This window comes from Streptomyces sp. NBC_00322, from assembly GCF_036147535.1.
Classification (GTDB): domain Bacteria; phylum Actinomycetota; class Actinomycetes; order Streptomycetales; family Streptomycetaceae; genus Streptomyces.
Window position 1 is genome coordinate 2,389,724 of record NZ_CP108019.1, and the last position, 21,908, is coordinate 2,411,631.

Here is a 21,908-nt window from a genome sequence, read left to right on the forward strand (position 1 = left end):
TCACGCCACGTCCATCTGCTCGTACGTGATGACGAGCTTCTCGGTCAGGACACTGGTGTCGCCCGCCTTCAGCGAGCTGATCTCCAGGCTCTTGGGCCAGGCGTTCACCAGGGTGTAGCGCTTGATCGCCTGGCCTTCGTAATCGAAGACGATGATCGCGCCGCCCTTGCGGGCCGCGCCCATCTTCCCGAACCGGGCGTCCTTGATCCATTTCTCGAAGTTGTTGTCCGCGGTCAGGCCCCGCGTCAGCGTGACCTCGCCCGCCTTCGGCCGGCCCGGCAGTTTCTTGATGACGTACTTGCCGTCAGCCGTGTTCTGCTTCAGCTCGATGACGTCCTGCTCCATCTTCAGGCCCGTCACCTCGTTGATCTGCTTGATGACGACCCCGTCGATCTCCAGCCCGAAGGAGTGACCGACCGAGGTGTCCATGTCCGGCAGTGCCATGCCATCCGCCCCTTACCTGCTCATGCTCTGCTTGGCTGCTCTACTCGTTGACGAGGCTGGTGCCGCCCGAGACCTGGGCCAGCCGGAAGATCACGAACTCGGCCGGCTTCACGGGCGCGATCCCGATCTCGCAGACCACCTGACCGGCGTCGATCCCCTCGGCCGGGTTCGTCTCGCGGTCGCACTTCACGTAGAAGGCCTCGTCGGGCGTCAGCCCGAACAGGGCGCCCCTGCGCCACTCGTTGACCAGGAAGGCCGAGATGGTCCGCCGGATACGGGCCCACAGGGCGTCGTCGTTCGGTTCGAAGACCACCCACTGTGTGCCGATGAGGATCGACTCCTCGATGTAGTTGAACAGCCGCCGGACGTTGAGGTAGCGCCAGGCCGGGTCGGACGACAGGGTCCGTGCGCCCCACACCCGGACTCCGCGTCCCGGGAAGCTGCGGATACAGTTCACGCCGATCGGATTGAGCAGATCCTGCTCGGCCTTGGTCAGATGGACCGCCAGGTCCACGGCTCCCCGCACGACCTCGTTCGCGGGCGCCTTGTGCACGCCGCGGCTCTCGTCGTTCCTGGCCCATACGCCCGCCATGGCCCCGCTCGGCGGGACGAACTTCGTCTGGTTCGGGGCCGTGGGGTCGGCCACCTTGACCCAGGGGTAGTACAGGGCGGCGTACTTGGAGTCGTATCCGGCGCCCGTCATCCGCCAGTCCTTGACCCGCTGCGGCGAGAGGTCAGGCAGCGGGTCGACGATCGCGACGCGGTTGCCCATCAGCTCACAGTGGGCGATCATCGCCAGCTGGACGGCCTTGACCCCCTCGGCGTCCAGCGCGCCCTGCTGGTAGGCGCTCATCAGGTCGGGCACGGCCAGCATCGTGATCTCGTCGATGGTCTCCAGCCCGCCGAACCCACTGCGTTCGTCGGCGCTGCCGACGTAGTCGGACGGGCTGAGGACCGCTGGAACGGCGGCCGGAGCGGCGGGCGCGGGCGCCGGGGCGAGACCCACCGTCTGGTTCTCGGGCCGGCCCAGCGCCTGCGCGGGACCGGCGTCCTCCACGGTGATCAGCCGCGACTTGTCCCGTACCACCGTCACCACGTAGGTGCGCTGGCTCCGCTTGGCGGAGACCTCCCAGGTCTCCTCGACCCGGTCCCCGCGCTTCACGTTCAGCGTGAAGGCGTCCTCGCCCGGCGACTCCCCCTTGGCGTCCGCCACCTCGACAGCGATCCCCTCGCCCGTCCCCTCCAGGGCGGCGACCTGAAACCCGCCGAGCCCACTGCGCGGCCCCGCGGGCAGCGCCCCGGCCTTCCCCCGCTTCCCGGCAGCGGCCGCGGGCCGCGACTCCTGGGCGGGAGGCCCGCCGTCCCCGCCGATCCGTACGACGTAACAGGTCCCGCCCCCGTTGAGGAAGTAGGCGTAGACGGCATGAGCCAGGTACGACCCCTCCATAAAGTCCCCGAAGGTGGAGGTGAACTGGCTCCAGTTCGTCACCAGGGTCGACGTGTTGTACGGCCCCTCGGCCGCCAGGCCGACGAAGGCGGCCACGGCGGTCCCGACGCCTTCGATCGGGCGCGAGCCGGCCTCGACCTCTTCGACGTAGACGCCTGGTGACAGGTACGACGGCATCCTGGCCCTCCCCTGGAACGTAACGGTCGCCCCAAGCGTGCGCCGCGTGGCCTTTCAAGGTCATGACCTGTCGTACGGCCCTGGGGGAACCGAGGGGTGCCCCTTCGGGCATCGTCTGGTGCTGAGCCCGCCGAGGTCGAAGGTCTGGACCCCGGCGCGCAGCAGAAACACCGCGGCCATGGTGAATGGTCAGCGGGCAGGAGTCCGAGGGGAGGGCAGGCGGTCGACGATCTCCTCCGCCAGCGTCTTCTCCATGCGGTCTTCCAGGGCCGACAGTTCGTTGATCTTTCCGCTCAGGCCGGGGAGGGACTTCACCTGGGGGTGGTTTTGGAGCACCGAACCCATCGAACTCCACGGACGGTCCTGACGCTGGCTGTTGACGCTGCGTCGTAGCGGCTTGAGATTCTCTGACCACGAGGACACCGCGACCTTGTCGTTGCGCTCCAGTGACAGGAACCCGGGCAGGCGGGCGATCTTGCTCATCGGAAACACATGGTCGGCGGAGACGCCCTCGGGCTTGCCGGTGCTCGGGCTTGGTTCGATCACGCCCAGCACGTCCTGCCCCTTGGGCCCGCTCTTGGCAGCCGCCGCGTTCGCCGCCTTGAACGTCTTGTCGCTGCGCAACTTCTTCACCAGCTTGCCGAGGGTCTCGATCCGCTCCTTCTCCTGCCGCTCGACGGCGTTGCCGTAGCGCGTGCTCTTCCCTTCGACATTGCGAACATGGCCGGCCAACTCGTCGATGACCTCGGCCCGTTCGGCCACCAGCACGTCGTACTGCCGCTTGAGCTCACCCCGCTCAGGTCCGTCCGGCAGGCTCCGCATGCGCGGCCCGAGCTCCTGCAATCGCTGGTTGATCGATTGGATCTGCGGCATGGCGGCGTTCTTCTCCGTTACGGCGGCGTCGACCTCCGCCTTGAGCCGCGCCACCTCGTCCGCCAGTGCCTTGTCCTTCGCCGCCGCGATCCGGTCAGCCTCGGTGTCCGCCTGCTTCCTCGGGTTGACCTCACCCGCGACCGCCCACTTGGGGCCCGCCTCCACCAAGTCCAGCCGGACCAAGCCGTACCTGGCCTTGATGGCGGCCAGGACAGGCGTGAGCATCGCCTTGGTGACCGGTCGCCCCGCCAGCCGGTTGGCGGCCGCGACCGCTGCGGCAACGCCCTTGTCCAGGCGCGCCTGCTTGCCCTCCGGGCTGTCGTCGCCGCCCTGGACCTTCGACTTGAGCTTGCTCAGGACCTTCTTGCCCGCGTTGACGATCTTGCCGACAACCCAGTCCACCGCCTTCATCACCGGCGCCTGGACCTTCTGCAGGATCTCCTTGATCTTCGCCGAGATACCGCCCAGGCCCAGCAGGCTGGCCAGGAAGTCCAGGACCACCGGGACCGCCTTCGCCAGGCTCTGCTCGATCAGGGCAGGGACGCCTCCGCCACCGCCCCGGGCGATGCCTTCGACGGAGTCGAGGACGGAGTCGACGAAGCTCTTGATCTGCGCCGCGCGGTTCACGAAGAACATCACCACGTCGTAGATCGCCTTGCAGGCCCGCACGAACGCCGACGCCGGGTTCAGCATGGAGACGATCCAGGTGATGCCCGCCGTGACGATCTTCTCGGTCACGAAGTCCTTGATCGCGCCGACAACCGTGTCCTTGAGGTCGGACAGCTTCTCGACGATCCACTTCCAGAGGCCGCCGACGCCCTCCGTCACCAGGACCTTGACCATCTCGAAGCCGCTCTCCAGGGCCCCCATCGCACGCTCGCCGATCCGGGCCGCGATGCGGGCGCGGATGTTGGCCCAGGTCAGGCCCAGAATGGAGAGGATCAGCTTGATGATGCCCTTGGCGTCGAAGGTTTCCGGGATCTCGATGCCGCCTGCCGAGAGCTGGCCGAACAGCCACTGCTTGAGGCCGCTCTTGAGGTGTTCACCGATCCGTGCGGCGAAGCCCGTCACGCCCGCCTTGACCGCGTTGACGAGGTTGCCGAGGAAGCCGATCGGGTTGGAGATGATCTTGTCGATCGCGCCGGCGGCCCGGGCCAGGACGCCGAGGAGCATGTCCTTGAGCTTCAGGACGGTCGCGGCGGTCTCCGCGATCGCGTCCTTCGCCTTGCTCAGCAGGCCCTTGTTCTCCTCCTGAAGCTTCTTGATCTCCTCGTCGAGGTCGCCCCGCGCCGCGACGTACTTGTCCGCCAGGTCCTGCACCAGGCTCTGGGACTTCTCCGAGACCGAGGACTCGAGCTGCTCGAACTCCCCGCCGATGTCGTTCGCCGCCTTCTGCGCGAACTGCTGCAGATTCTTGGGCTGTTCGGCGACCTTGTCGGCAATCTTCTGCTTACCTCGCGCGATCGCGTTCGACGCGTCGGCCAGCCGCTTGCCGATCAGGTCCGCGATGTTCGAGATGACCGCCCGCATCTGGAGCTCGTAGACCAGTCGCGCCTCGGCGAAGATCTGGTTGGCGCGCGGCGGCGGGTCCAGCACCGCGTCGGCGAGCCAGCGGGCCGCCCCCGTGATGCCCGAGTAGCGCTCGTCCTTCCAGGCCTTCATCTTGGTCTGGTGGTCGGCGTCGAAGGCGGCCTTCGCCGCCTTCTGCCCGTTGTCGAACGCCGTCTCGACCTCGGTGTCGAGGGCGCCGAGGATGCCCTCGACCTCCTTCTTCGTCGTGTCGAAGATCCCCCTGATCTCCACCGCGACGCGCGCCCGTTCCTGCTCCTCCTTGGACTGCGCGGCGCCCTGGCCCGCCGCGACCTGCCGCGCGGCACCCGCCTTCGCCGTCGTCATGGCCTGGATGCCGACCGGGCCCGCTGCGGCCGCGCCGCCCTGTTCCGCAGCGATACGGGCGGCCTCGTTCGCCCGGAACTGATCGGGTGCCGTAGCCGCGTGCTCGTCGGACGCCTTCTTCGTGTCCAGCGCCTCCTTGAACTGCGGCTCGTTGGAGTGCGCCAGTTGCTCCGGGGTGACCTTGGCCTCCGCCATCATGGCGTCGGTCTCCGTGGGCCCCGTACCCAGGTCGGTCTGCTCGGGCGGGGCCTTCGCCACCGCGGCCGCCTTGGGGTCCGGGGGCGCGAGCGTGGGCGGGGCGGGCTGTCCCGGCAGCGGGGTGACCGGCTTCTCGACGGCCTTCGACTCGTCGGGGGCCTTGGCGGTCTTCTCGGTGATGTCCTTGGCCGAGCCCTCCTTGCCCGCCTTCACCTGGCCGGAGACCTGGGACTTGATCTCGTCCGTCTTGCCCGACCGGGTGAACTTGTCGGCCTCGTCCAGGGTCTTGGGCGCCTTCGCCGCGATCGCGGCGGACACGGCCGCGATGAAGGCCTCCTTGTCGAACGTGCCGGGCTTCGCCGCGCCCATATCCCCGGCCTGCGCTGCCTTGGCCTGCGCCTCCTTGTCGTCCCCGGGCGGCTTCGCCGCGTCCTTCGCGGCCTTCACCTGGGAAGAGGTACTCGGATGGGCCGCCAGGGCGTTCTTCTTGACCCGGATGTCGCCGGCGACCTTCTGGAAGCGCGGGTCCGTCTCCGGTGTCAGGCCCGTGGGGGCCACAGGCAGCGCGGAGCCGGAGTCCAGCCGCTGTACGGGTGCGGGCTTCGGCTTCGCCACGAGGCGGGCCACGGCAGCGTTTCCCGCACGGGCCTGCAGCCGTTGGACGGCTCGTGGGTCCAGTGGCCGAGGCCGGGTGGCCGCGCCCGGGCCGCCGTCCGGAGCCCGGCGCAGCGGCGCCTTTGCCTCCCGTGCGGGCTCATCCCCGGCAGCCCGGTCCGCTGTGGCCTTCACCCCTACTCCGCCGGGGCCTCGTCCTCTTCGGCCTCCTCGGCCGCCGCGCGCTGCACGAACATGCCCTGCACGGAAGCCTCCTGGCCCTCTTCGGCCTCCCGCTGCACGGGGGCTGCGGGGGCCACAGGAGCCGGGGCGGCCATCACCCGTTCGGCGTTGGCCATGGCTTCCCGCTCGAACCGGTCGGACGGATCGCTGACCTTGATGCCGCCGGCGGTCTCGGTGCCGTCCACCGGACCCGACCGCTGCTGTACGACATGCGTCAGCTCGTGCGCCAGGGTGGTACGGCCCTGGTGGGAGCCGGGATCATAGGCGTCCCGCTGGAACACGACATGGGAACCGACCGTATAGGCATGGGCGTTGACGGACTTCGCCGATTCATGGGCGGCGGAGTCCGTGTGCAGCCGTACGTCGCCGAAGTTGTGCCCGAGCCGGGCCTCCATGTCGGCGCGGACCTCGGCGTCGAGCGGCCGGCCGCCACCCGAGTTCACCACGTCGTGCACGGAGGAGCGCTGCACCGCCGCCCCGACACCGCCGTTTCCGAGGGCCCGTTGCAGCCGCAGCATCCCGCCGGGGCCGAGCACATCGGCCCGCCCGCCGGCCGCCGCCTTGAACAGCAACGCGTCGGGAGCGCCCGAGTTGTCCTGCTCGGCCTTGGGCCGCGGACCGGCCACGCACTCCGCGTCGTGCTCGTGGCCGTGTTCGTGTCCGTGCATCTCTCCCCCTGACCCGGGTGCCGCTGTGAGGGCTCGGTTCGCCTGGTTCACCTGTCACCATCCGCTGTGGGGCGCCCCTCGGGTAGAGGCCCCCGGTGCCCCCTGGGGGCAGGGCCGACTGCCCCTTCGGGCAGACGGCACCGGCCGACGGCTACCGCACAAGGCCCACATACGGCCCGAACTCGCTCTCCAGGCACAGCCGGCCCAGCTTCCTGTACTCCCTCGCCACCGCCGCCACCAGATCCGCCATCGAGACCGGACGCTCCGCCTCTGCCGCCAGGTAGGCGGCCGTGACCGCGGCCGAGCGGATGTCGCCACCCGCCAGCTCGAACGCCCTTGCGCAGAAGGCCAGGTCCATGTCGCCCGCTCGTGGGAGCGCCGTGCCCAGGCAGCGGTCCCACAGCGCCTCTCGCTGCTCCGCGCCCGGCAGCGGGAAGTCCACCACCAGGTCCAGGCGGCGCGTGAACGCCTCGTCCAGGTTCGCCCGCAGGTTCGTCGCCAGCACCGCAAGACCGTCGAAGGTCTCCATCCGCTGCAGCAGATACGCGCTCTCCACGTTGGCGTAGCGGTCGTGCGCGTCCTTCACCTCGGAGCGCTTGCCGAAGACCGCGTCCGCCTCGTCGAAAAGGAGCACCCCGTTGACGCCCGCCGCCTCCGTGAAGATCCGTTCCAGGTTCTTCTCCGTCTCCCCCACGTACTTGTCCACGACCGTCGCCAGATCGACCGTGTACAGGTCCAGCCCCAGCGCCCCGGCGATGACCTCGGCCGACATCGTCTTGCCGGTGCCCGAGTCCCCGGCGAAGAGCGCCATCACTCCGCGTCCGCGCCCGCCGCCGGGCCTCATTGCCCAGTCCCCCAGCACACGGTCCCGGTGCGTGGCACGCGCTGCCAACTCCCGCAGCTGGCCCAGTACGGCCGGCGGGAGTACGAGGTCGTCCCAGCCCACCGCCGGCTGGATCCGGCGCGCCAGCCGCTCCAGGCCGGAGGTGTTCTGCGCCCGCGCCCCGTGGAGCAGTTCCGCCTCGCCCACCGGGCCGCCCGCCAGGACCGCCTGTTGCCGTGCCGTCGACGCCGCGCGCCGCATCTGCTCGGGGGTGAGGACGAAGGCCGCCACGGCATCACCCGTGCTGCCCTCCCCCAGCACCTTCCGCCAGAGAGCCGCCCGCGCCGCGGCCCCCAGCCGCTCGATCTCCACCAGCAGGGGCGTACGGTCCGACCACTGCGGGTCCCAGCCCGCCTGGCCTGCCAGCACCACCGGCACGGGCAGCGCGGCCAGACCCCGCAGCAGCTCCAGCCGCTCCGCCAACGCCTCCACCGGGGCGGCGATCAGGCCTGCCCCTGCCAGTGCCGCCTCCCGGCCGGCCGCCCTGACCAGCGCCTCCGGGCCGGCCTGCCGGGCCAGCCGCGCCAGGTCGAGGGAGAACGCCGTACGCCCCGCCCCGGCCAGGGCCTCGGCGGCCAGCTCCTGCGCGGTGCCGCCCGCGGGCTCCCGTAGATACACCGGAGACACCGCGTCCCGTACGGCCTCGGCAAGCCGCCCCGGCAGATCGCCCAGGACCCCCTCGGGCAGGGTCCCGGCCCGCACCGGGCGCATCACGTCCACCAGCACCGGGTCCATCGCGTCATCGCCCAGCAGATGGCCGGCGACCCGGTCCGGGACCCGCAACGACCGGCCCAGGAAGGGGCGTTCCAGCTCCTCCACGAGCAACAGGCCCCGCTCCACCAGCGGTGCGTCGGCCGCCAGCCGGGCCCGCGCCCCGGCCGAGACCGCGGCCACCCCGCACAGGCCCAGGGCCAGCCCGATCGTCGGGCGCCGGCGCGTCACGTCGTCGTTGAGGTATCCGTAGAGCTGCTCGAAGCGGCGGTCGAGGTCCGGTGCCAGCGCGATCAGCAGCAGCTCCACATCCAGCGGCGTCAGGCTGAAGTTCCGTTGGAGCGAGGTCAGCCTGGAGGACTCGGCAGCCCGCTCCAGGGCCTCCCGGTCGGGCACATCCACCGGGTCGTCCGGCCATGGCACGGTCTCCGGTTCGTCCAGGATCCGCAGGACCGCGTCCTCCGACAGGTACAGGCCCCGGAAGGGGTCGTCCGCCTCCGGGTCCACGACCCGCCGTGCATGCACGGCCCGGCGTACCCGCGCCTCGACGATCCCGAGCCGCCCCAGCAGATGGTCCATCAGGCTCCCGTCCGGTCGCCGGGGCGACGGGTGCGTCGCGGGCCACGCGGCGCCGGGACCGGTACGGATGCCTGGGGCGTGGCCGGCGCATGGACGTCCGACAGGTCGACCGCCAGCCCCTCCTCCACCGGTGGCCCTGCCGGGTAGACCGGTGCCGTGGTGACCGGCGTGCTCACCACCACGTCGAGTGAAGGCTTCAGCTCCCCTCCCAGCGCCGACCACACGTCTGCGAAGGCCCGGTCCTCCGGGGGTGGCAGCGCGATCGACACCGGCACCGGCAGCCCTGTCGCCGTCAACTCCGGCCCCAGCCGCCCGCCCGGCAGTGCGTCGTGCCGCAGAAAGCACGCCAACAGGGCGGACAAGAGCCGGTGTTCGTCCTCCGGCCGCTGTGTCCATGCGCTGATCAGGTACGAAAGTTTGAAGTAGCGCGGCGGCAGGGTCCGGGCCGTGACCCGGCCCTGCTCGTCGTAGATGTTCTGCCGTCCGCGCGAGCGTCGCCGCAGGTCCTCGCGGATGTCGTACAGGTACAGGTTCACGGTAGGGGTGTTGCGCCGGGCAGCCCACTCCCGGGTCGGCGCGTCGAAGACGACCTCGACGTCCGCGCCCTCCCCCAGCGCCTCCCCTCGCACCAGGTCGCGCAGGGCCTCGTCCACTTCATGGATCATGTCCGGTCACCTGCGCCACTGGAAGTCGGACGGCTGCAGCACACCGGGCACCACCAGGTACTCGGCCTCAACTTCGCGGAACAGCGGCACGGGCACCGCGTCGTGCGTCGCCTTCAGGTCCCGCGGCCCCAGCGCGTCCTGTACGAGTACGAGCACCGGGGCCGAGAAGGTCCCGTCCGCCCCGACCACCACCGGCGCGGACGACACCGTCACGCCCTCGCTCCAGCGCAGCAGGAGCCTGGCCCCGGGCGGGAAGGAACTGCCGCGGGCCTGGGTGACCGCCCCGGGCGGTCCCAGCTCGGGGTTGAGCTGGAGCACGGGTTGGCGGACGGTCAGCGGTGCGCTCGCCGTGTTGTTGGCGGGGTTGCTGTCCGAGCCCGTTGTCGTGACCGTCGTCATGATCGCCCCGGTCAGCGCCCGGTCCGCCGCCAGCTGCAGCCGTACGGTGATGCGGGCCGCGGGCGCCAGGTTCCCGAGCCCGCAGCCGTCGGCGGTCAGGCACGGCGGCCGGGACACCGACACGACCCGGAGCCCGGGCGGCACGACGACCTTCAGCGTCAGCCCGGTCGCGGTGACCGGCCCGCCGTTGCGGACGGTCACCTCGGCGGTGATCCGGCCGCCCGAGTACGCGGTGCGCGGCCCGGCGGTCAGCGACACGGACGGATCCGCGGAGCGGCGCGGGGGCGGCGGCCGCTCGTCCACGGTCAGCGGCGCCGAGGCGGAGTTGTTCCCCGGGTTGGTGTCGGGGCCCGGAGTCGTGACCGTACCGGCGGCGGACCCGCGCAGGGCGTGGCTCGCGGTCACCACACGGGTCACGGTCACCGTGGCTCCTGGCGCCAGGTCTCCGAGGGCGCAGCCGGTGGTCGGGCAGGCGGGTGTGGCGGTGAGGACGGTGAGCCCGCTCGGCAGTACGGGCGTCAGCAGCACCGACTTCGCGGGGGCGTCGCCGAGGTTCCGTACGGTGTAGACGACGGTCGACCGGTCACCGGTCGGTACCCGGGAGGGCGTCGCGGTCACGGTGACCGCCGGGTCGGGCATCCGGGGGTCGACGACGGTCAGGTCCACCGACGCGCGGTCGTTGTCGGGGTTGATGTCCCGCGTGGTCGCGGTCGCCCTGCCCTCGATCGTCCCGGAGAAGGCGTTCTTGGCCGTGTAGACGAGGGTGACCTTCTTCTCCGCGCCGGGAGCGATACTGCCCAGGTCGCAGCCCGTGGCCGGGCATTCCGTGCCGGACACGAGCGTGAGACCGGGCGGAACGGTCAGCGTGAGCCGGACGTTCACGGCAGTAGCGGTGCCGGTGTTGCGGACCGTGAACTCGACGGTCGACCGCTCGCGGATCTTGATGACCGGCGGGGTGGCCGTGGCGGTGACCGCCAGGTCCGGGACCACGACCTGGACCGCCAGCTCGTCGGTGTTGTCCTGCGGCTGATGGTCGGTCAGCCCGCCATCCGCGGTCGCCGCGATCGTCTGTGCACCCGGCGCCATGCCCTTCACGTGCAGCTCGATCCGCACCTTGGTGCCGGACTTCAGCACGCCCGCGTCGCACACCAGTTGCCGGGCGTCGGCCGGATCTGCCACGCAGGCCCCCTCCGGGTCGGACGGCGCGACGAAGTCCAGTCCGGTCGGCAGCTTGACGCGGACCCTGGTTCGGGGCGAGTCGGCGACGCCGTAGTTCCACACGACGAGGACGACCGTGCCGGTGTCGCCCAGCATCAGCGGCGAGTCGTGTGTGGTGAGGTGGACCCGCAGGTCGGAGCTCGGCTTCCAGGTGGGCTGCTGCTGCCCGTTGTAGAGCTTGCCAGGCAGCGTCTCTCCCTGGCCGTTGGCCGGGTTGACCACGCGGATCCGGCGGTCGGTCACCGAGTCCCAGCCGGACACGAGCACATCGACGGCCAGCCGTTGGCCGTCCGGCGACCAGGCGGGGTTGTCGGGCATGTCGTAGCCCGGCCCGTCGCCGTCGGGCGCGGGCACGGCGAGAGGGCATGCGTCGCCGAAGGGCACGAGCCCCCGGCAGCGGGTGCCGTCGTCGCCCACCTCCAGCACCATCCGCGGCCCTTCGTAGCCCGAGACGGGTGCCGCACGCAGGACTGGCTCGCTGGGCACGCCGGTCTGGCGGACGAAGGCGATGCTGCCGGTGCCGGGCCGGTAGGCGGGACGTACGTCGACCACGCGGCAGTCGGGACTGCCGCACTGCGCGGCGGACACGTCGAACTGCACGCCGCCGCCCGGCTTCGCCTCGGCGGTCCAGATGTGGCGGTCGCGGGTGTCACCCTGGGGGCGGACGGGACCGTCGGAGGTTCCGGCGCCGTCGTCCGAGGGCGGCCCGCTGTCGTCGGCAGGTGGCCCGCCGCCGTCCGACGTACCGCCGCTGCTGTCGTCGATGGCGATCCTGGCGCCACCCGAGGCCGGCCCCTTCAGCGGTTCCCCCGGAGCGGCGTTGATCCTCGAGCAGTAACTCCACCGCGAGAAGGCGAGCTTGCCGCCGTCCGGTGACCAGGTCGGGTCGCGGTCGTCCGAGTAGCACCCGTAGCCGGGCCTTGTCCGCTCCGGCACCACGTGGACCAGCCGTCCGTCCTGCGGTCCCCGGGAGATGTCCACCACCACGATCTCCGCAGCCGGATCCGGGACGTCGGGGTCGGGAGGCGCCGACCGGGCGAAGGCCAGCTTGGTGCCGTCGGGGGACCAGGCCGGACGCGACTGGTGTTCCCCCTCGCCCATCCCCTCGTACCGGAGCGGCACCGCCCGGGCCAGCCCGAGCTCGTCCCCCACGAGGATCCGCTCGGTGTCCGGTGCTTCCGGCCGCCCAGTGGTCCGTACGAAGGCCATCCTGCGCCCGTCCGGCGCGTACGCGGGGTCGGTCAGGGCGCTCTCCTCGCCCTGTGCGGCCCGCAGTTCGAGCCGGTCCAGCGGCACGGCGGCCCGTTGGCTCTCGATGTCGAAGTCCTCGGGATCCTTCCCGGACACCAGGACGACGGGCGGGCCCCCGGCCGGGCTGTACCAGCCGACGTTCTCGGTCTCGTACAGCACCACGTCGTCGGGGTCGAACAGCGGCGTGCCCCGGCAGGTGCCGCAGGCCTCGGCCCTGGCGTCGACGAGGTACGGCTCACCGGACAGGAACACCAACTGCTTGCCGTCGGGCTTCCATGCGGCGCCGTGCCGTGCGTACTGGTAGCGCTCCCCCACCGCCAGGACGTCGGCCGGTGTCTCGCCGCGCCCGGCCGCGGGGACCGTGGCGAGCGCCTGCTCACCCTGGCCGGTGCGGGTGACGTACGCGATCCGGTCCCTTCCGCCCGGGACCGCGGGCTCCCAGACCGGCTTGGCAGCCGGAGTCTCCCCGTACGAGACCGGGACCTCCGCACCGCCCGCGGCCACGGTCGCACGATAGGCCCGCTCGTCCCGTGTGAAGACGAACTCCGTGCCGTCCGGGGACCAGTCGGCCCAGTCCGCGTTCCTGACGGCCTCGCGCAGCCCGGTGCCGTCCGTACGTACGACCCATACGGAGGGCTGCGCGCCGCCGGAGCGGCCGCGGGAGTCGTCGCAGCGGTCGGCCGACGTGCGGCTGCCCTCGCCGTCGTCGTTCTCCCACGACACGAAGGCGATCCAACGCCGGTCCGGGGACAGCACGGGATCGGCCAGCCGCCCGCCGTCCAGTTGCACGACCGGGGTCACCGGCCCGTCGCCGGTGCGCCGGAACAGCCCCTCCCCCGTGCCGCTGCGGTCGCTGACCCAGACCATGTCGTCGCCGCGTGCCGATGCCTGGCAGTCGTTGCCCGCCGCGCCGGGCGGCAGCAGTGACGTCAGGGCGCCGCGCGGGCCGATCGTGGCCACGCTGCGATGGGGGCCGTCGCCGATGTAGGCGATCCGGCCCGGGTCGGGCGGGAGTTCGTCGACGGCCCGCGTGGGCGGGGGTTCGGCAGCCGTGACGGCGGGGCCCGCGGCAGGTGTCGCACTCACGAGCACCATGGCGAGCAGCAGACCCAGCTCTCGCCGCCCCCGGACGAAGCGGGAAACACCTTCAAGCACACGCATCCGCCGGACGTTTCCCCCGCGCCTCCCGGGGCGCCCCGGGACGGTGCCGACAGCATCCGGACAGCCCTCCTCAGAACAACCCTGTCCCGAAGCGCACCCCGCAGGCACCCCGAGAAGGGGCACCGGTCGGGGTAGCCCTGACTGCCCTAAGAGGCAGCACGTCTGGGCTCAGCGCGAAAGAGCCCGTGTCCGGCGGCTCGGGGCGACTGCGGCGGGGACTGCGCCCCGGACCCGTTCCGAGGCTCCGCCGGGCTCACCACGCACGGACCACCGGACCCCGTCGCGAGGAAGCACCGGGGCTCACCGTCCCGCGCAGGCCCGGCTGCGCCTGGCCGCGGTGGCCCCGGGTCCGTCCGCGCCGGTCCGGTCCCGGAGACCCGAACTCACCTTCGTGCGGGCCCGGTTCGGGCCGGATCAGATGAAGCCCTGTCGCACCGCGTACGCCACGGCGTGCGAACGGTTGCGCAGCTGAAGCCGCGTCGTCACGTCATGGAGGATGTTCTTGACCGTACGCTCCGAGAAGGCCAGTGTCCGCGCGATCTCCGCGGTGTCGCTGCCCTCCGCGATCAGCCGCAGCACGTCGACCTCCCGAGGTGCCAGCCCGGTGAACGCGAGGCCGCGCGGATCCAGCACCTGCCGCTGCAGCCGCCCCACCTGGTCCAGCAGGCGCCCCAGCAGGTCCGCAGGCACGCTGCCCTCGCCGCTCGCCGCGGCCGTGATGACCTGCACCAGCCGGTCCGTGGACGCCTCGGCGCGCCGGACGACACCCAGCACTCCGCATTCGGCGGCGGCAACCAGCCCCGCATCGTCGATCTCGGTGGCCACGAGCACGGTGCCGCATCCAACGCCTCGCTGGAAACGGCGCAACGTCTGCATCTCCGATTCCCCGATCCGGTCCACGGACACCACGGCCACGGCCGGCCCGTCGTACTCCTCCTCACCCAGCAGCTCGAGTTGGGGGCAGTTCCTCAACTGTCCCGCCAGCCCGGCGCGTGAAATCGGGTCCTGGGCCATCAGCCGCACCCGGATACGCTCCGCGCCGCTCTCTCCTTGGTATCGCATATTCAGCATCCCCCTGTTCGGCGCGGCGCCCCCACGCCATGCGAGAGCGGCGCCTGTTGTGCCAGGCGTTTCCTCACCGGTCGTTCAGTGAACACCCGGGCAGTCAGCAGCCGCTCCACGCCGGCTCAACGGGCAACGCAACGTGCCCCCGGGTGTGTCCGTAGGGGAGCGGAGCCCTCCGGCCCGGGTCCCTACGGTCCCCTCATGACCACTTCCGCTCTTCTGGATGCCTCCCCCGCCTCGGTGTTGCCCGGCGAGGAGGCCCGGATCCCGCTCGAAATCCGCAATGGCGGAAAGGTCGTCGAGGCCTACAGTTTCGAGGTCCTGGGTCCGGCCGCCGGCTGGAGTGTGGTCGAGCCGGCGACGCTGTCCCTGAACCCCGGCACGGGCGGGCAGGTGGAGCTGGTGGTCCGACCGCCCCGGGACACCACTGCCCCGCCGGGTGAACTCACCTATGGCGTACGGGTGCTGCCACAGGAGCAACCGCAGTACGCCACGGTGCCCGAGGGCGTCCTGCACATCCGGCCGTACGCCGACTTCACCGCGGAACTGAGCCCGCGAATGGGCCAGGGCCGCACCGGTGCCCGATTCCAGGTGGCGTTGGACAACCGCGGCAACTATCCCCTGTCCGTTGCCCTTTCGGGCAAGGATCAGGGTGATCTGCTGAGGTTCGGGCTGCTTTCCGGGCCCACAGTGGTGGAGCCGGGGCGGGCGGCGTTCGTGAAGCTGTCCGTCAAGCCGAAGAGGTGGATGTGGCGCGGGGTGGCCGTGCCACACGTCTTCCAGGTGATCGCGGCCCCGTCCCCCGGCCCGGAGGGGGCGCCGGAGGTGGCCCCGGAGCCGCTCGACGGCAGTCTGCTACAGCGTCCGATCGTCTCGGCGGGCCTGCTGAAGCTGCTGATCGCGCTGCTGGTGCTCCTCGGCGTGCTGGCGGGTCTGTGGTTCGGGTTGCTGAGGCCGGTCGTCCGCAGCGCCGCCAAGGAGGCGGTGAAGGCCCCGGTCGAAGCGGCGGAGTCCAAGGCGGCCGAGGCGAAGGAGGCGGCGGACGAGGCCAAGGAGGCCGCGTCGGCGGGTGTCGGCGGCGGCAAGCCGGGCCCGGGCGGCAGCGCGGCGCCGTCCCCGTCGGCCTCGGCGACTCCGGGCACAGGCCCGGCCCCGCTCCCGCAGGCCGCCCTGTTCTCGTACCGCCTGACTCCCTCAGCCCCGGCCCGCGGCACAGCCGCGGCGACGTACACGGTCCCGGACGGAAAAGTGCTGCGCCTGACGGATCTGGTCCTGGAGAACCCTCAGGGCGACGCGGGCACCATCACGCTGTCGGTGGGCGACAAGACCCTCCTCGCCCCCGCGCTGGAGAACTTCCGCGAGCAGGACTTCCACTGGGCATCGGCGATCCTGGCGGGCCCGAAGCAGAAGATCACGGTGACCCTCGCCTGCCGCACAGTGGGCCGCCCGCCCTCCGGCCCGGCCCCCGACCGCTGCAACGCGGCGGTCCTCTTCAGCGGCACGCTGGAGTAATACGGCCGGAATCGCTGCGCGACGGACCCAACGCGCCACCGCCAAACCATGGTTCGCGACGCCAGGTGGCGTCTCTCCGCAGGTCAGAGCAGCCCGCCACACCCGAGAAAGTACAGGTCAGGCGCCCTTTGCCACCGGTTCAAGGATCGCCACGCACTCCACGTGATGCGTCATCGGAAACAGGTCGAACGCCCGCAGCGTCCGCGGCTTGTAGCCCGCGTCCCCGAAGTACGCCAGGTCCCGCGCCAGTGCCGCCGGGTCGCAGGCCACGTACGCGATGCGCCGGGCGCCCAGGCCCGCCAGGTGGTTCACCGTCCGCTTGCCCGCCCCCGCGCGCGGCGGGTCGAGGACGATCAGGTCCACCTCGGCGATCTTGGTGCGCGGCAGGACCTGCTCGACCTTGCCGTGTTCGATGCGTACGCGCTCGAAGTCCTGGAGGTTGTGGCGGGCGTCCTCGACGGCGCGCTTGGTCGATTCGATGCCGAGTACCGCGCCCTTCTCGCCCACCCGGTCGGCGATCGCGCCCGCGAACAGGCCCACGCCGCAGTACAGATCGAGCGCCATGTCGCCCTTGCGCGGCAGCAGCCCCTGCATCACGGCCTTGACCAGGATGTCAGCGGCCTGCGGGTGGACCTGCCAGAAGCCGCCCATGCCGACGCGGTACGTCCGGTCGTCGGCCCGCTCCCTCACGAAGGCGCGGCCGTGCACCCGGTGCACTCCGCCGTCGTTCTCGTCGACCCGCAACACCGAGACCGGCTTGTCCAGTTCGACCAGCGGCAGCCGGCCGCCCGGGCGCGGGGTGAGGATGACCTGGCGGTCGTTCGAACCCGTCGCCGCGATCGCCTCGACCGTGGCCATCTGTGGCCAGTCCTGCTTCTCGATGCCGAGTTCGGTGACGCCGGGCGCGGCGATCATGCACTGGTCGATCGGCTGAACGTCGTGCGAGCGGTGCTTGCGCAGGCCCGCCCGGCCCTCCGTGTCGATCGCGTACTGCACGCGGGTACGCCACGCGGGCACCTCGCCCGCGGGGAGCTTGTCCCCCGGCGCCGGCATGACCGTGCCGTCCCAGCCGGCCTCCTCGGGCGTGAGGCCCGCGAGCCGCTGCAGCTGCTCGGCGATCACCTCGCCCTTGAACCGCCGCTGTGCGCCCGGCTTGGCGTGCTGCCAGTCGCAGCCACCGCAGTTGCCCGGACCCGAGTAGGGACAGGGTGCCTCGACGCGGTCCTTGGACGCCTCGATGATCCGTACGGCGTCGGCCCGCAGGAAGCGGGAGTCCTCCTCGCCCTCGGTGATGCGGGCGACGACCTTCTCACCGGGCAGCGTGTGCCGTACGAACAGCACCCGCCCCTCCTCGGTGCGGGCGATGCAGTGGCCGCCGTGCGCGACGGGGCCCACCTCGACCTCGTACTCCTCCCCGACAAGCGACGACTCGGATGCGTTCTGCATGACGGGGTGACTCCAGGGATGAGAGGGGGCCGCCGTCCGTGTGCGGACGGCAGCCCCCCAGTCTACGTGGGTGCGCGGACCCCTCAGCCCTTGCCGCTGGGCTCCTTGGGACGCTGGTCCACGGGCCCGCGCCGCACCGAGCCGGGCGCGTTCCATTCCTGGCGCTTCCTCGCCCGCAGCTTCGCGGCCTCGGAGGACACCAGCTGGTACGGCACCGAGGTCACCATCACGCCGGGCGTGAACAGCAGCCGCCCCTTGAGCCGCAGTGCGCTCTGGTTGTGCAGCAGATGCTCGTACCAGTGCCCCACCACGTACTCGGGGATGATGACGCTGACCACGTCCCGAGGGCTTTCGCGCCGCAGCCCCTTGACGTACTCGATGACCGGCCGGGTGATCTCGCGGTACGGGGAGTCGAGGATCTTCAGCGGCACATTGATGCCACGCCGCTCCCACTCGTCCCTGAGCGCCTTGGTCTCGGCCGCGTCGACGCTGATGCTGAGCGCCTCGAGCCGGTCGGAACGCATCAGCTTGGCGTACGCGAGGGCGCGCAGCGTCGGCTTGTGGATCTTGGAGACCAGCACGATGGAGTGCACGCGCGAGGGGCGCACATAGTCGTCGGGACGCTCCTCCTCGGCGGCGATCTCCTCGGCGACCCGGTCGTAGTGCTTACGGATCGCGGACATCGTCCCGTAGAAGATCACCATGCCGAGCAGCGCCACCCACGCGCCGTGGGTGAACTTGGTGGCGAGGACGACGACCAGCACCAGGCCCGTGAAGAAGGCACCGAAGGTGTTGATCGCCCTGGAGCGGATCATGTGCCGGCGCTTGGCGGGGTCCTTCTCGGTCCTCAGATGGCGGTTCCAGTGCCGCACCATGCCGGTCTGGCTGAGCGTGAAGGAGACGAAGACGCCGACGATGTAGAGCTGGATCAGCTTCGTCGAGTCCGCCCCGTAGATCCAGACCAGCAGGATGGCCGCACCTGCCAGCAGCACGATTCCGTTGGAGAAGGCGAGCCGGTCGCCTCGCGTGTGCAATTGGCGGGGCAGATAGCGGTCCTGCGCGAGGATCGAGCCGAGCAGCGGGAAGCCGTTGTACGCGGTGTTGGCGGCCAGGAAGAGAACCAGGGCGGTGGCCGCGGCGAGCAGTACGAAGAAGAAGGTGCCGTCACCGAAGACGGCGGCAGCGACCTGGGAGATCACCGGGTTCTGGACGTAGTCGGCGCCGACCGGTGTGCCGTTGTGCAAAAGGTCGTCGGCGGGCGTCTCGGCCATCTTCACGTCGGTGGCCATGGCCAGGCCGATGATGCCGCAGAACATGGTGACGGCCAGGCCGCCCATGAGGGCCAGGGTGGTCGCGGCGTTCTTGCTCTTGGGCTTGCGGAAGGCGGGGACGCCGTTGCTGATCGCCTCGACGCCGGTGAGCGCGGCACAGCCGGAGGAGAAGGCCCGCAGCAGCAGGAAGACCAGCGCGAAGCCGGCGAGTCCCTGCTCCTCGGGCTTGATCGTGAAGTCGGCGGTCGGGGCTTTCATGGTGTCGTCGAGGACGAAGCCCCTGAAGGCACCCCACGCGATCATGATGAAGACGCCTGCGACGAAGACATACGTCGGGATGGCGAAGAGCTTGCCCGACTCCTTCACGCCCCGCAGATTCATCAGTGTGAGGAGGATGATTGTCGCGACGGCGCAGAGGACCTTGTTCTCGACCACGAAGGGGATCGCGGAGCCGAGGTTCTCCACGCCGGAGGCGATCGACACGGCCACGGTGAGGACGTAGTCGACGAGCAGGGCGCTGGCGACGGTGAGGCCTGCCCTCGGGCCGAGGTTGGTGTTGGCGACCTCGTAGTCACCGCCACCGCTCGGGTAGGCGTGGACGTTCTGGCGGTAGGAGGCCACCACCGTGAACATCAGCACCACGACGGCCGCGGCGATCCACGGGCTGAAGTGGTACGCCGACACACCCGCGATGGAGAGCACCAGAAGGACTTCGCCCGGTGCGTACGCCACCGAGGACAGCGGGTCGGAGGCGAAGACGGGAAGTGCGATGCGCTTGGGGAGGAGCGTTTCTCCCAGCCTGTCGCTGCGCAGCGCCCTTCCGATCAGGATCCGTTTGGGGAGGTCGGTCAGTTTGGACACGCAGAGGATCGTAAGCGTTCGATATGCGCCAGGCACACCCACCACCCCTCTCCGCCGCGGAATCTCGCGCTCCACCGCACAAGGGGTCCCTGGGCGGACCGCGCGTGTGTAGCTTGGGCCGCGGTCTGAGACCCTGACCCTGTAGGTCTCAGCAAGACCATGGACAGCCGGAAGGACGGTCGTGCACATCGTCATCATGGGATGCGGGCGAGTGGGATCCGCTCTCGCGCAGACCCTGGAGCAGCAGGGGCACACGGTCGCCGTCGTCGACCAGGACCCCACGGCCTTCCGCCGCTTGGGCTCCGGGTTCGGCGGCCGCCGCGTCACCGGAGTCGGTTTCGACCAGGACACCCTGCGTGAAGCGGGTATCGAGGAAGCCGGCGCCTTCGCAGCCGTCAGCAGCGGCGACAACTCGAACATCATCGCCGCGCGGGTCGCCCGCGAGATGTTCGGCATCGAGAACGTCGCGGCCCGTATCTACGACCCCCGGCGCGCCGAGGTCTACCAGCGGCTCGGCATCCCGACGGTCGCCACGGTCCGCTGGACGGCCGACCAGATGCTGCGGCGGCTGCTGCCGTCCGGCGCGGAGCCGCTGTGGCGCGACCCGAGCGGCGGTGTGCAGCTCGCCGAGGTGCACACGTCGGCCGCCTGGGTCGGCCACAAGGTCAGCAAGCTGCAGGAGGAGACGGGCGTACGGGTCGCCTTCCTCACCCGGCTGGGCGAGGCGGTCCTGCCGACCTCGCAGACGGTTCTGCAGGAGGGCGATCTGGTCCACGTGATGATGCGTACGGACGAGACCGAGAAGGTCGAGGCAGCGTTCGCCGAGGGCCCTGAGGAGGGCGGTCACTGATGCGGGTCGCTATTGCGGGCGCCGGTGCGGTGGGCCGTTCCATCGCGGGTGAGCTGCTGGAGAACGGGCACGAAGTGCTCCTGATCGACAAGGCGCCGACCGCCATCTCGGTGGAGCGGGTGCCGCAGGCGGAGTGGCTACTGGCCGACGCCTGCGAGATCACATCGCTGGACGAGGCGGCGCTGCAGCGGTGCAACGTCGTGATCGCGGCGACCGGCGACGACAAGGTGAATCTGGTCGTCTCGCTGCTCGCGAAGACGGAGTACGGGGTGCCGAGGGTGGTCGCCCGCGTCAACAACCCCAAGAACGAGTGGCTCTTCAACGAGTCCTGGGGCGTCGATGTCGCGGTCTCCACGCCGCGTCTGATGTCGGCACTGGTGGAGGAGGCGGTGAGCGTCGGCGATCTCGTACGGCTGCTGCGCTTCAGCCACGGCGACGCGAACCTGGTCGAGCTGACCCTGCCGCCGGAGTCGGCGCTGGCCGGTACGCAGGTCAGCGATGTGGCCTGGCCCGAGGACACCTCGCTGGTCACGATCATCCGCGGCTCGCGGGTGCTCACACCGGGTGCCGAGGAGACGCTGGAGGCGGGCGACGAGCTGCTGTTCGTGGCCGCGCAGGCACGCGAGGAACAGCTGGAAGACCTGCTGTCGGTACGACGCGCCTCGTGACCCCTCCGGGGCGCCGCCCCGGTCCTCGATCGCCGGGCGGGCTCGGAATTCCGAGCCCGCCCGGCGATCGCGTTCGAGGCCCGCGGACTACACCTCGGGCGCGGCCGCGGCGCGCCGGCGCTCCTTCTCGGCCTGCTCCTCCGCCTCCATCTCCGCGAAGACGTCGATGGGCGGCGGTGCCTTCGCCAGGAAGACCCAGGTCAGATACACGGCCAGCAGGAACGGCGGGATCTTCAGGGCGACCAGGACCCAGCCGAGCTGGGCGGTGTCGGCCCACCAGTAGAGCGGGAAGAGGATCGCGCACTTGGCCAGCAAGATCAGGCCCCACGCCCAGCTCGCCTTGGCGTACGCAGTCTTGCGGCCCGGGTTCCGCGTCCGCCAGGAGAGGTTCTCCTTGAAGACCGGGCCCAGGATCAGACCGATCAGCGGGACGCCCGCGATGGTCGTGACGATGTACGCCACGGCCAGGCCGAGGGTGTAGATCATGCCCGGCAGATAGAAGTCCTTGGCATTGCCGGTCATCATCGCGAAGACGACACCGAAGGCCACCCCGAAGACGCCGCTGAAGGCGTGCTTGACGGTGTCCCTGCGGATCAGCCGCACTGCGACGAGCAGCAGCGAGAGGGCGAGTGCCGCGATCGCCGAGATGTGCAGGTTCTTGTTGACCGTGAAGATCGTGACGAACAGCAGTCCGGGCAGGACCGTCTCCACCATGCCGCGCACGCCGCCGAAGGCCTCGAACAGCGCCGCCTCCGTGACTGCTTTGGCGTCGCTGTCCTGCTGCTGGTCGTTCGTCTTGGTGGTCGGCTTGTCGAGAGACGTCACCGG

The 21,908-nt window shown here is 70.9% G+C and carries 14 protein-coding genes; 3 read left to right on the forward strand and 11 right to left on the reverse strand.

Features of this window, described 5'->3' with window-relative positions; all coding sequences use genetic code 11:
• The 8 genes from OG905_RS10775 to OG905_RS10810 all read right to left on the reverse strand — a co-directional run bounded on the left by OG905_RS10775 (position 1) and on the right by OG905_RS10810 (position 14,469).
• The gene (locus tag OG905_RS10775) at positions 1 to 444 is read right to left on the reverse strand and encodes a phage tail protein (protein ID WP_328667512.1); all 444 of its coding nucleotides are present in this window, start codon (positions 442 to 444) and stop codon (positions 1 to 3) included.
• A 40-nt stretch (positions 445 to 484) separates the two neighbouring features.
• Positions 485 to 2,068 (reverse strand): phage tail sheath family protein, encoded by a 1,584-nt coding sequence (locus tag OG905_RS10780; protein WP_328667513.1) that lies wholly within the window; start codon positions 2,066 to 2,068, stop codon positions 485 to 487.
• A gap of 189 nt (positions 2,069 to 2,257) precedes the next feature.
• Complete coding sequence (locus OG905_RS10785) at positions 2,258 to 5,662, reverse strand: phage tail protein (RefSeq protein ID WP_328667514.1); 3,405 nt, start codon at positions 5,660 to 5,662, stop codon at positions 2,258 to 2,260.
• A gap of 164 nt (positions 5,663 to 5,826) precedes the next feature.
• Positions 5,827 to 6,540, reverse strand: a complete 714-nt coding sequence (locus OG905_RS10790) for an eCIS core domain-containing protein (protein WP_328667515.1) — start codon at positions 6,538 to 6,540, stop codon at positions 5,827 to 5,829.
• Positions 6,541 to 6,691: 151 nt separating this feature from the next.
• On the reverse strand, positions 6,692 to 8,713 hold the full coding sequence (locus OG905_RS10795; protein ID WP_328667516.1) for an ATP-binding protein: 2,022 nt from the start codon (positions 8,711 to 8,713) through the stop codon (positions 6,692 to 6,694).
• Entirely contained in the window at positions 8,713 to 9,378 is a 666-nt protein-coding gene (locus OG905_RS10800; RefSeq protein WP_328667517.1) for a DUF4255 domain-containing protein, read from the reverse strand. The genes OG905_RS10795 and OG905_RS10800 overlap by 1 nt, the downstream gene beginning before the upstream one ends.
• 6 nt (positions 9,379 to 9,384) lie before the next feature.
• The gene (locus OG905_RS10805) at positions 9,385 to 13,407 is read right to left on the reverse strand and encodes a CARDB domain-containing protein (RefSeq protein ID WP_328667518.1); all 4,023 of its coding nucleotides are present in this window, start codon (positions 13,405 to 13,407) and stop codon (positions 9,385 to 9,387) included.
• Between the two features lie 414 nt (positions 13,408 to 13,821).
• Complete coding sequence (locus tag OG905_RS10810) at positions 13,822 to 14,469, reverse strand: response regulator transcription factor (protein ID WP_328667519.1); 648 nt, start codon at positions 14,467 to 14,469, stop codon at positions 13,822 to 13,824.
• A gap of 204 nt (positions 14,470 to 14,673) precedes the next feature.
• On the opposite strand from OG905_RS10810, the gene OG905_RS10815 reads away from it, so the two are divergent.
• The gene (locus OG905_RS10815) at positions 14,674 to 15,984 is read left to right on the forward strand and encodes a COG1470 family protein (RefSeq protein WP_328667520.1); all 1,311 of its coding nucleotides are present in this window, start codon (positions 14,674 to 14,676) and stop codon (positions 15,982 to 15,984) included.
• Positions 15,985 to 16,101: 117 nt separating this feature from the next.
• Here the strand turns inward: OG905_RS10815 and OG905_RS10820 are convergent, their stop codons facing one another.
• Positions 16,102 to 17,430 carry a class I SAM-dependent RNA methyltransferase gene (locus tag OG905_RS10820; protein WP_328667521.1) on the reverse strand — a complete coding sequence of 443 codons (1,329 nt, stop codon included), beginning with the start codon at positions 17,428 to 17,430 and terminating at the stop codon, positions 16,102 to 16,104.
• An 83-nt stretch (positions 17,431 to 17,513) separates the two neighbouring features.
• The gene (locus OG905_RS10825) at positions 17,514 to 19,562 is read right to left on the reverse strand and encodes an APC family permease (protein ID WP_328667522.1); all 2,049 of its coding nucleotides are present in this window, start codon (positions 19,560 to 19,562) and stop codon (positions 17,514 to 17,516) included.
• 181 nt (positions 19,563 to 19,743) lie between these two features.
• Here OG905_RS10825 and OG905_RS10830 point away from each other — a divergent pair, with 181 nt between their 5' ends.
• Positions 19,744 to 20,412 carry a potassium channel family protein gene (locus OG905_RS10830; RefSeq protein WP_328667523.1) on the forward strand — a complete coding sequence of 223 codons (669 nt, stop codon included), beginning with the start codon at positions 19,744 to 19,746 and terminating at the stop codon, positions 20,410 to 20,412.
• Positions 20,412 to 21,080 (forward strand): potassium channel family protein, encoded by a 669-nt coding sequence (locus tag OG905_RS10835; protein ID WP_266481867.1) that lies wholly within the window; start codon positions 20,412 to 20,414, stop codon positions 21,078 to 21,080. Before OG905_RS10830 ends, OG905_RS10835 begins: the two co-directional genes overlap by 1 nt.
• Before the next feature lie 87 nt (positions 21,081 to 21,167).
• Here the strand turns inward: OG905_RS10835 and OG905_RS10840 are convergent, their stop codons facing one another.
• Positions 21,168 to 21,905 (reverse strand): DUF3159 domain-containing protein, encoded by a 738-nt coding sequence (locus tag OG905_RS10840; RefSeq protein WP_328667524.1) that lies wholly within the window; start codon positions 21,903 to 21,905, stop codon positions 21,168 to 21,170.
• Positions 21,906 to 21,908: the final 3 nt, after the last annotated feature.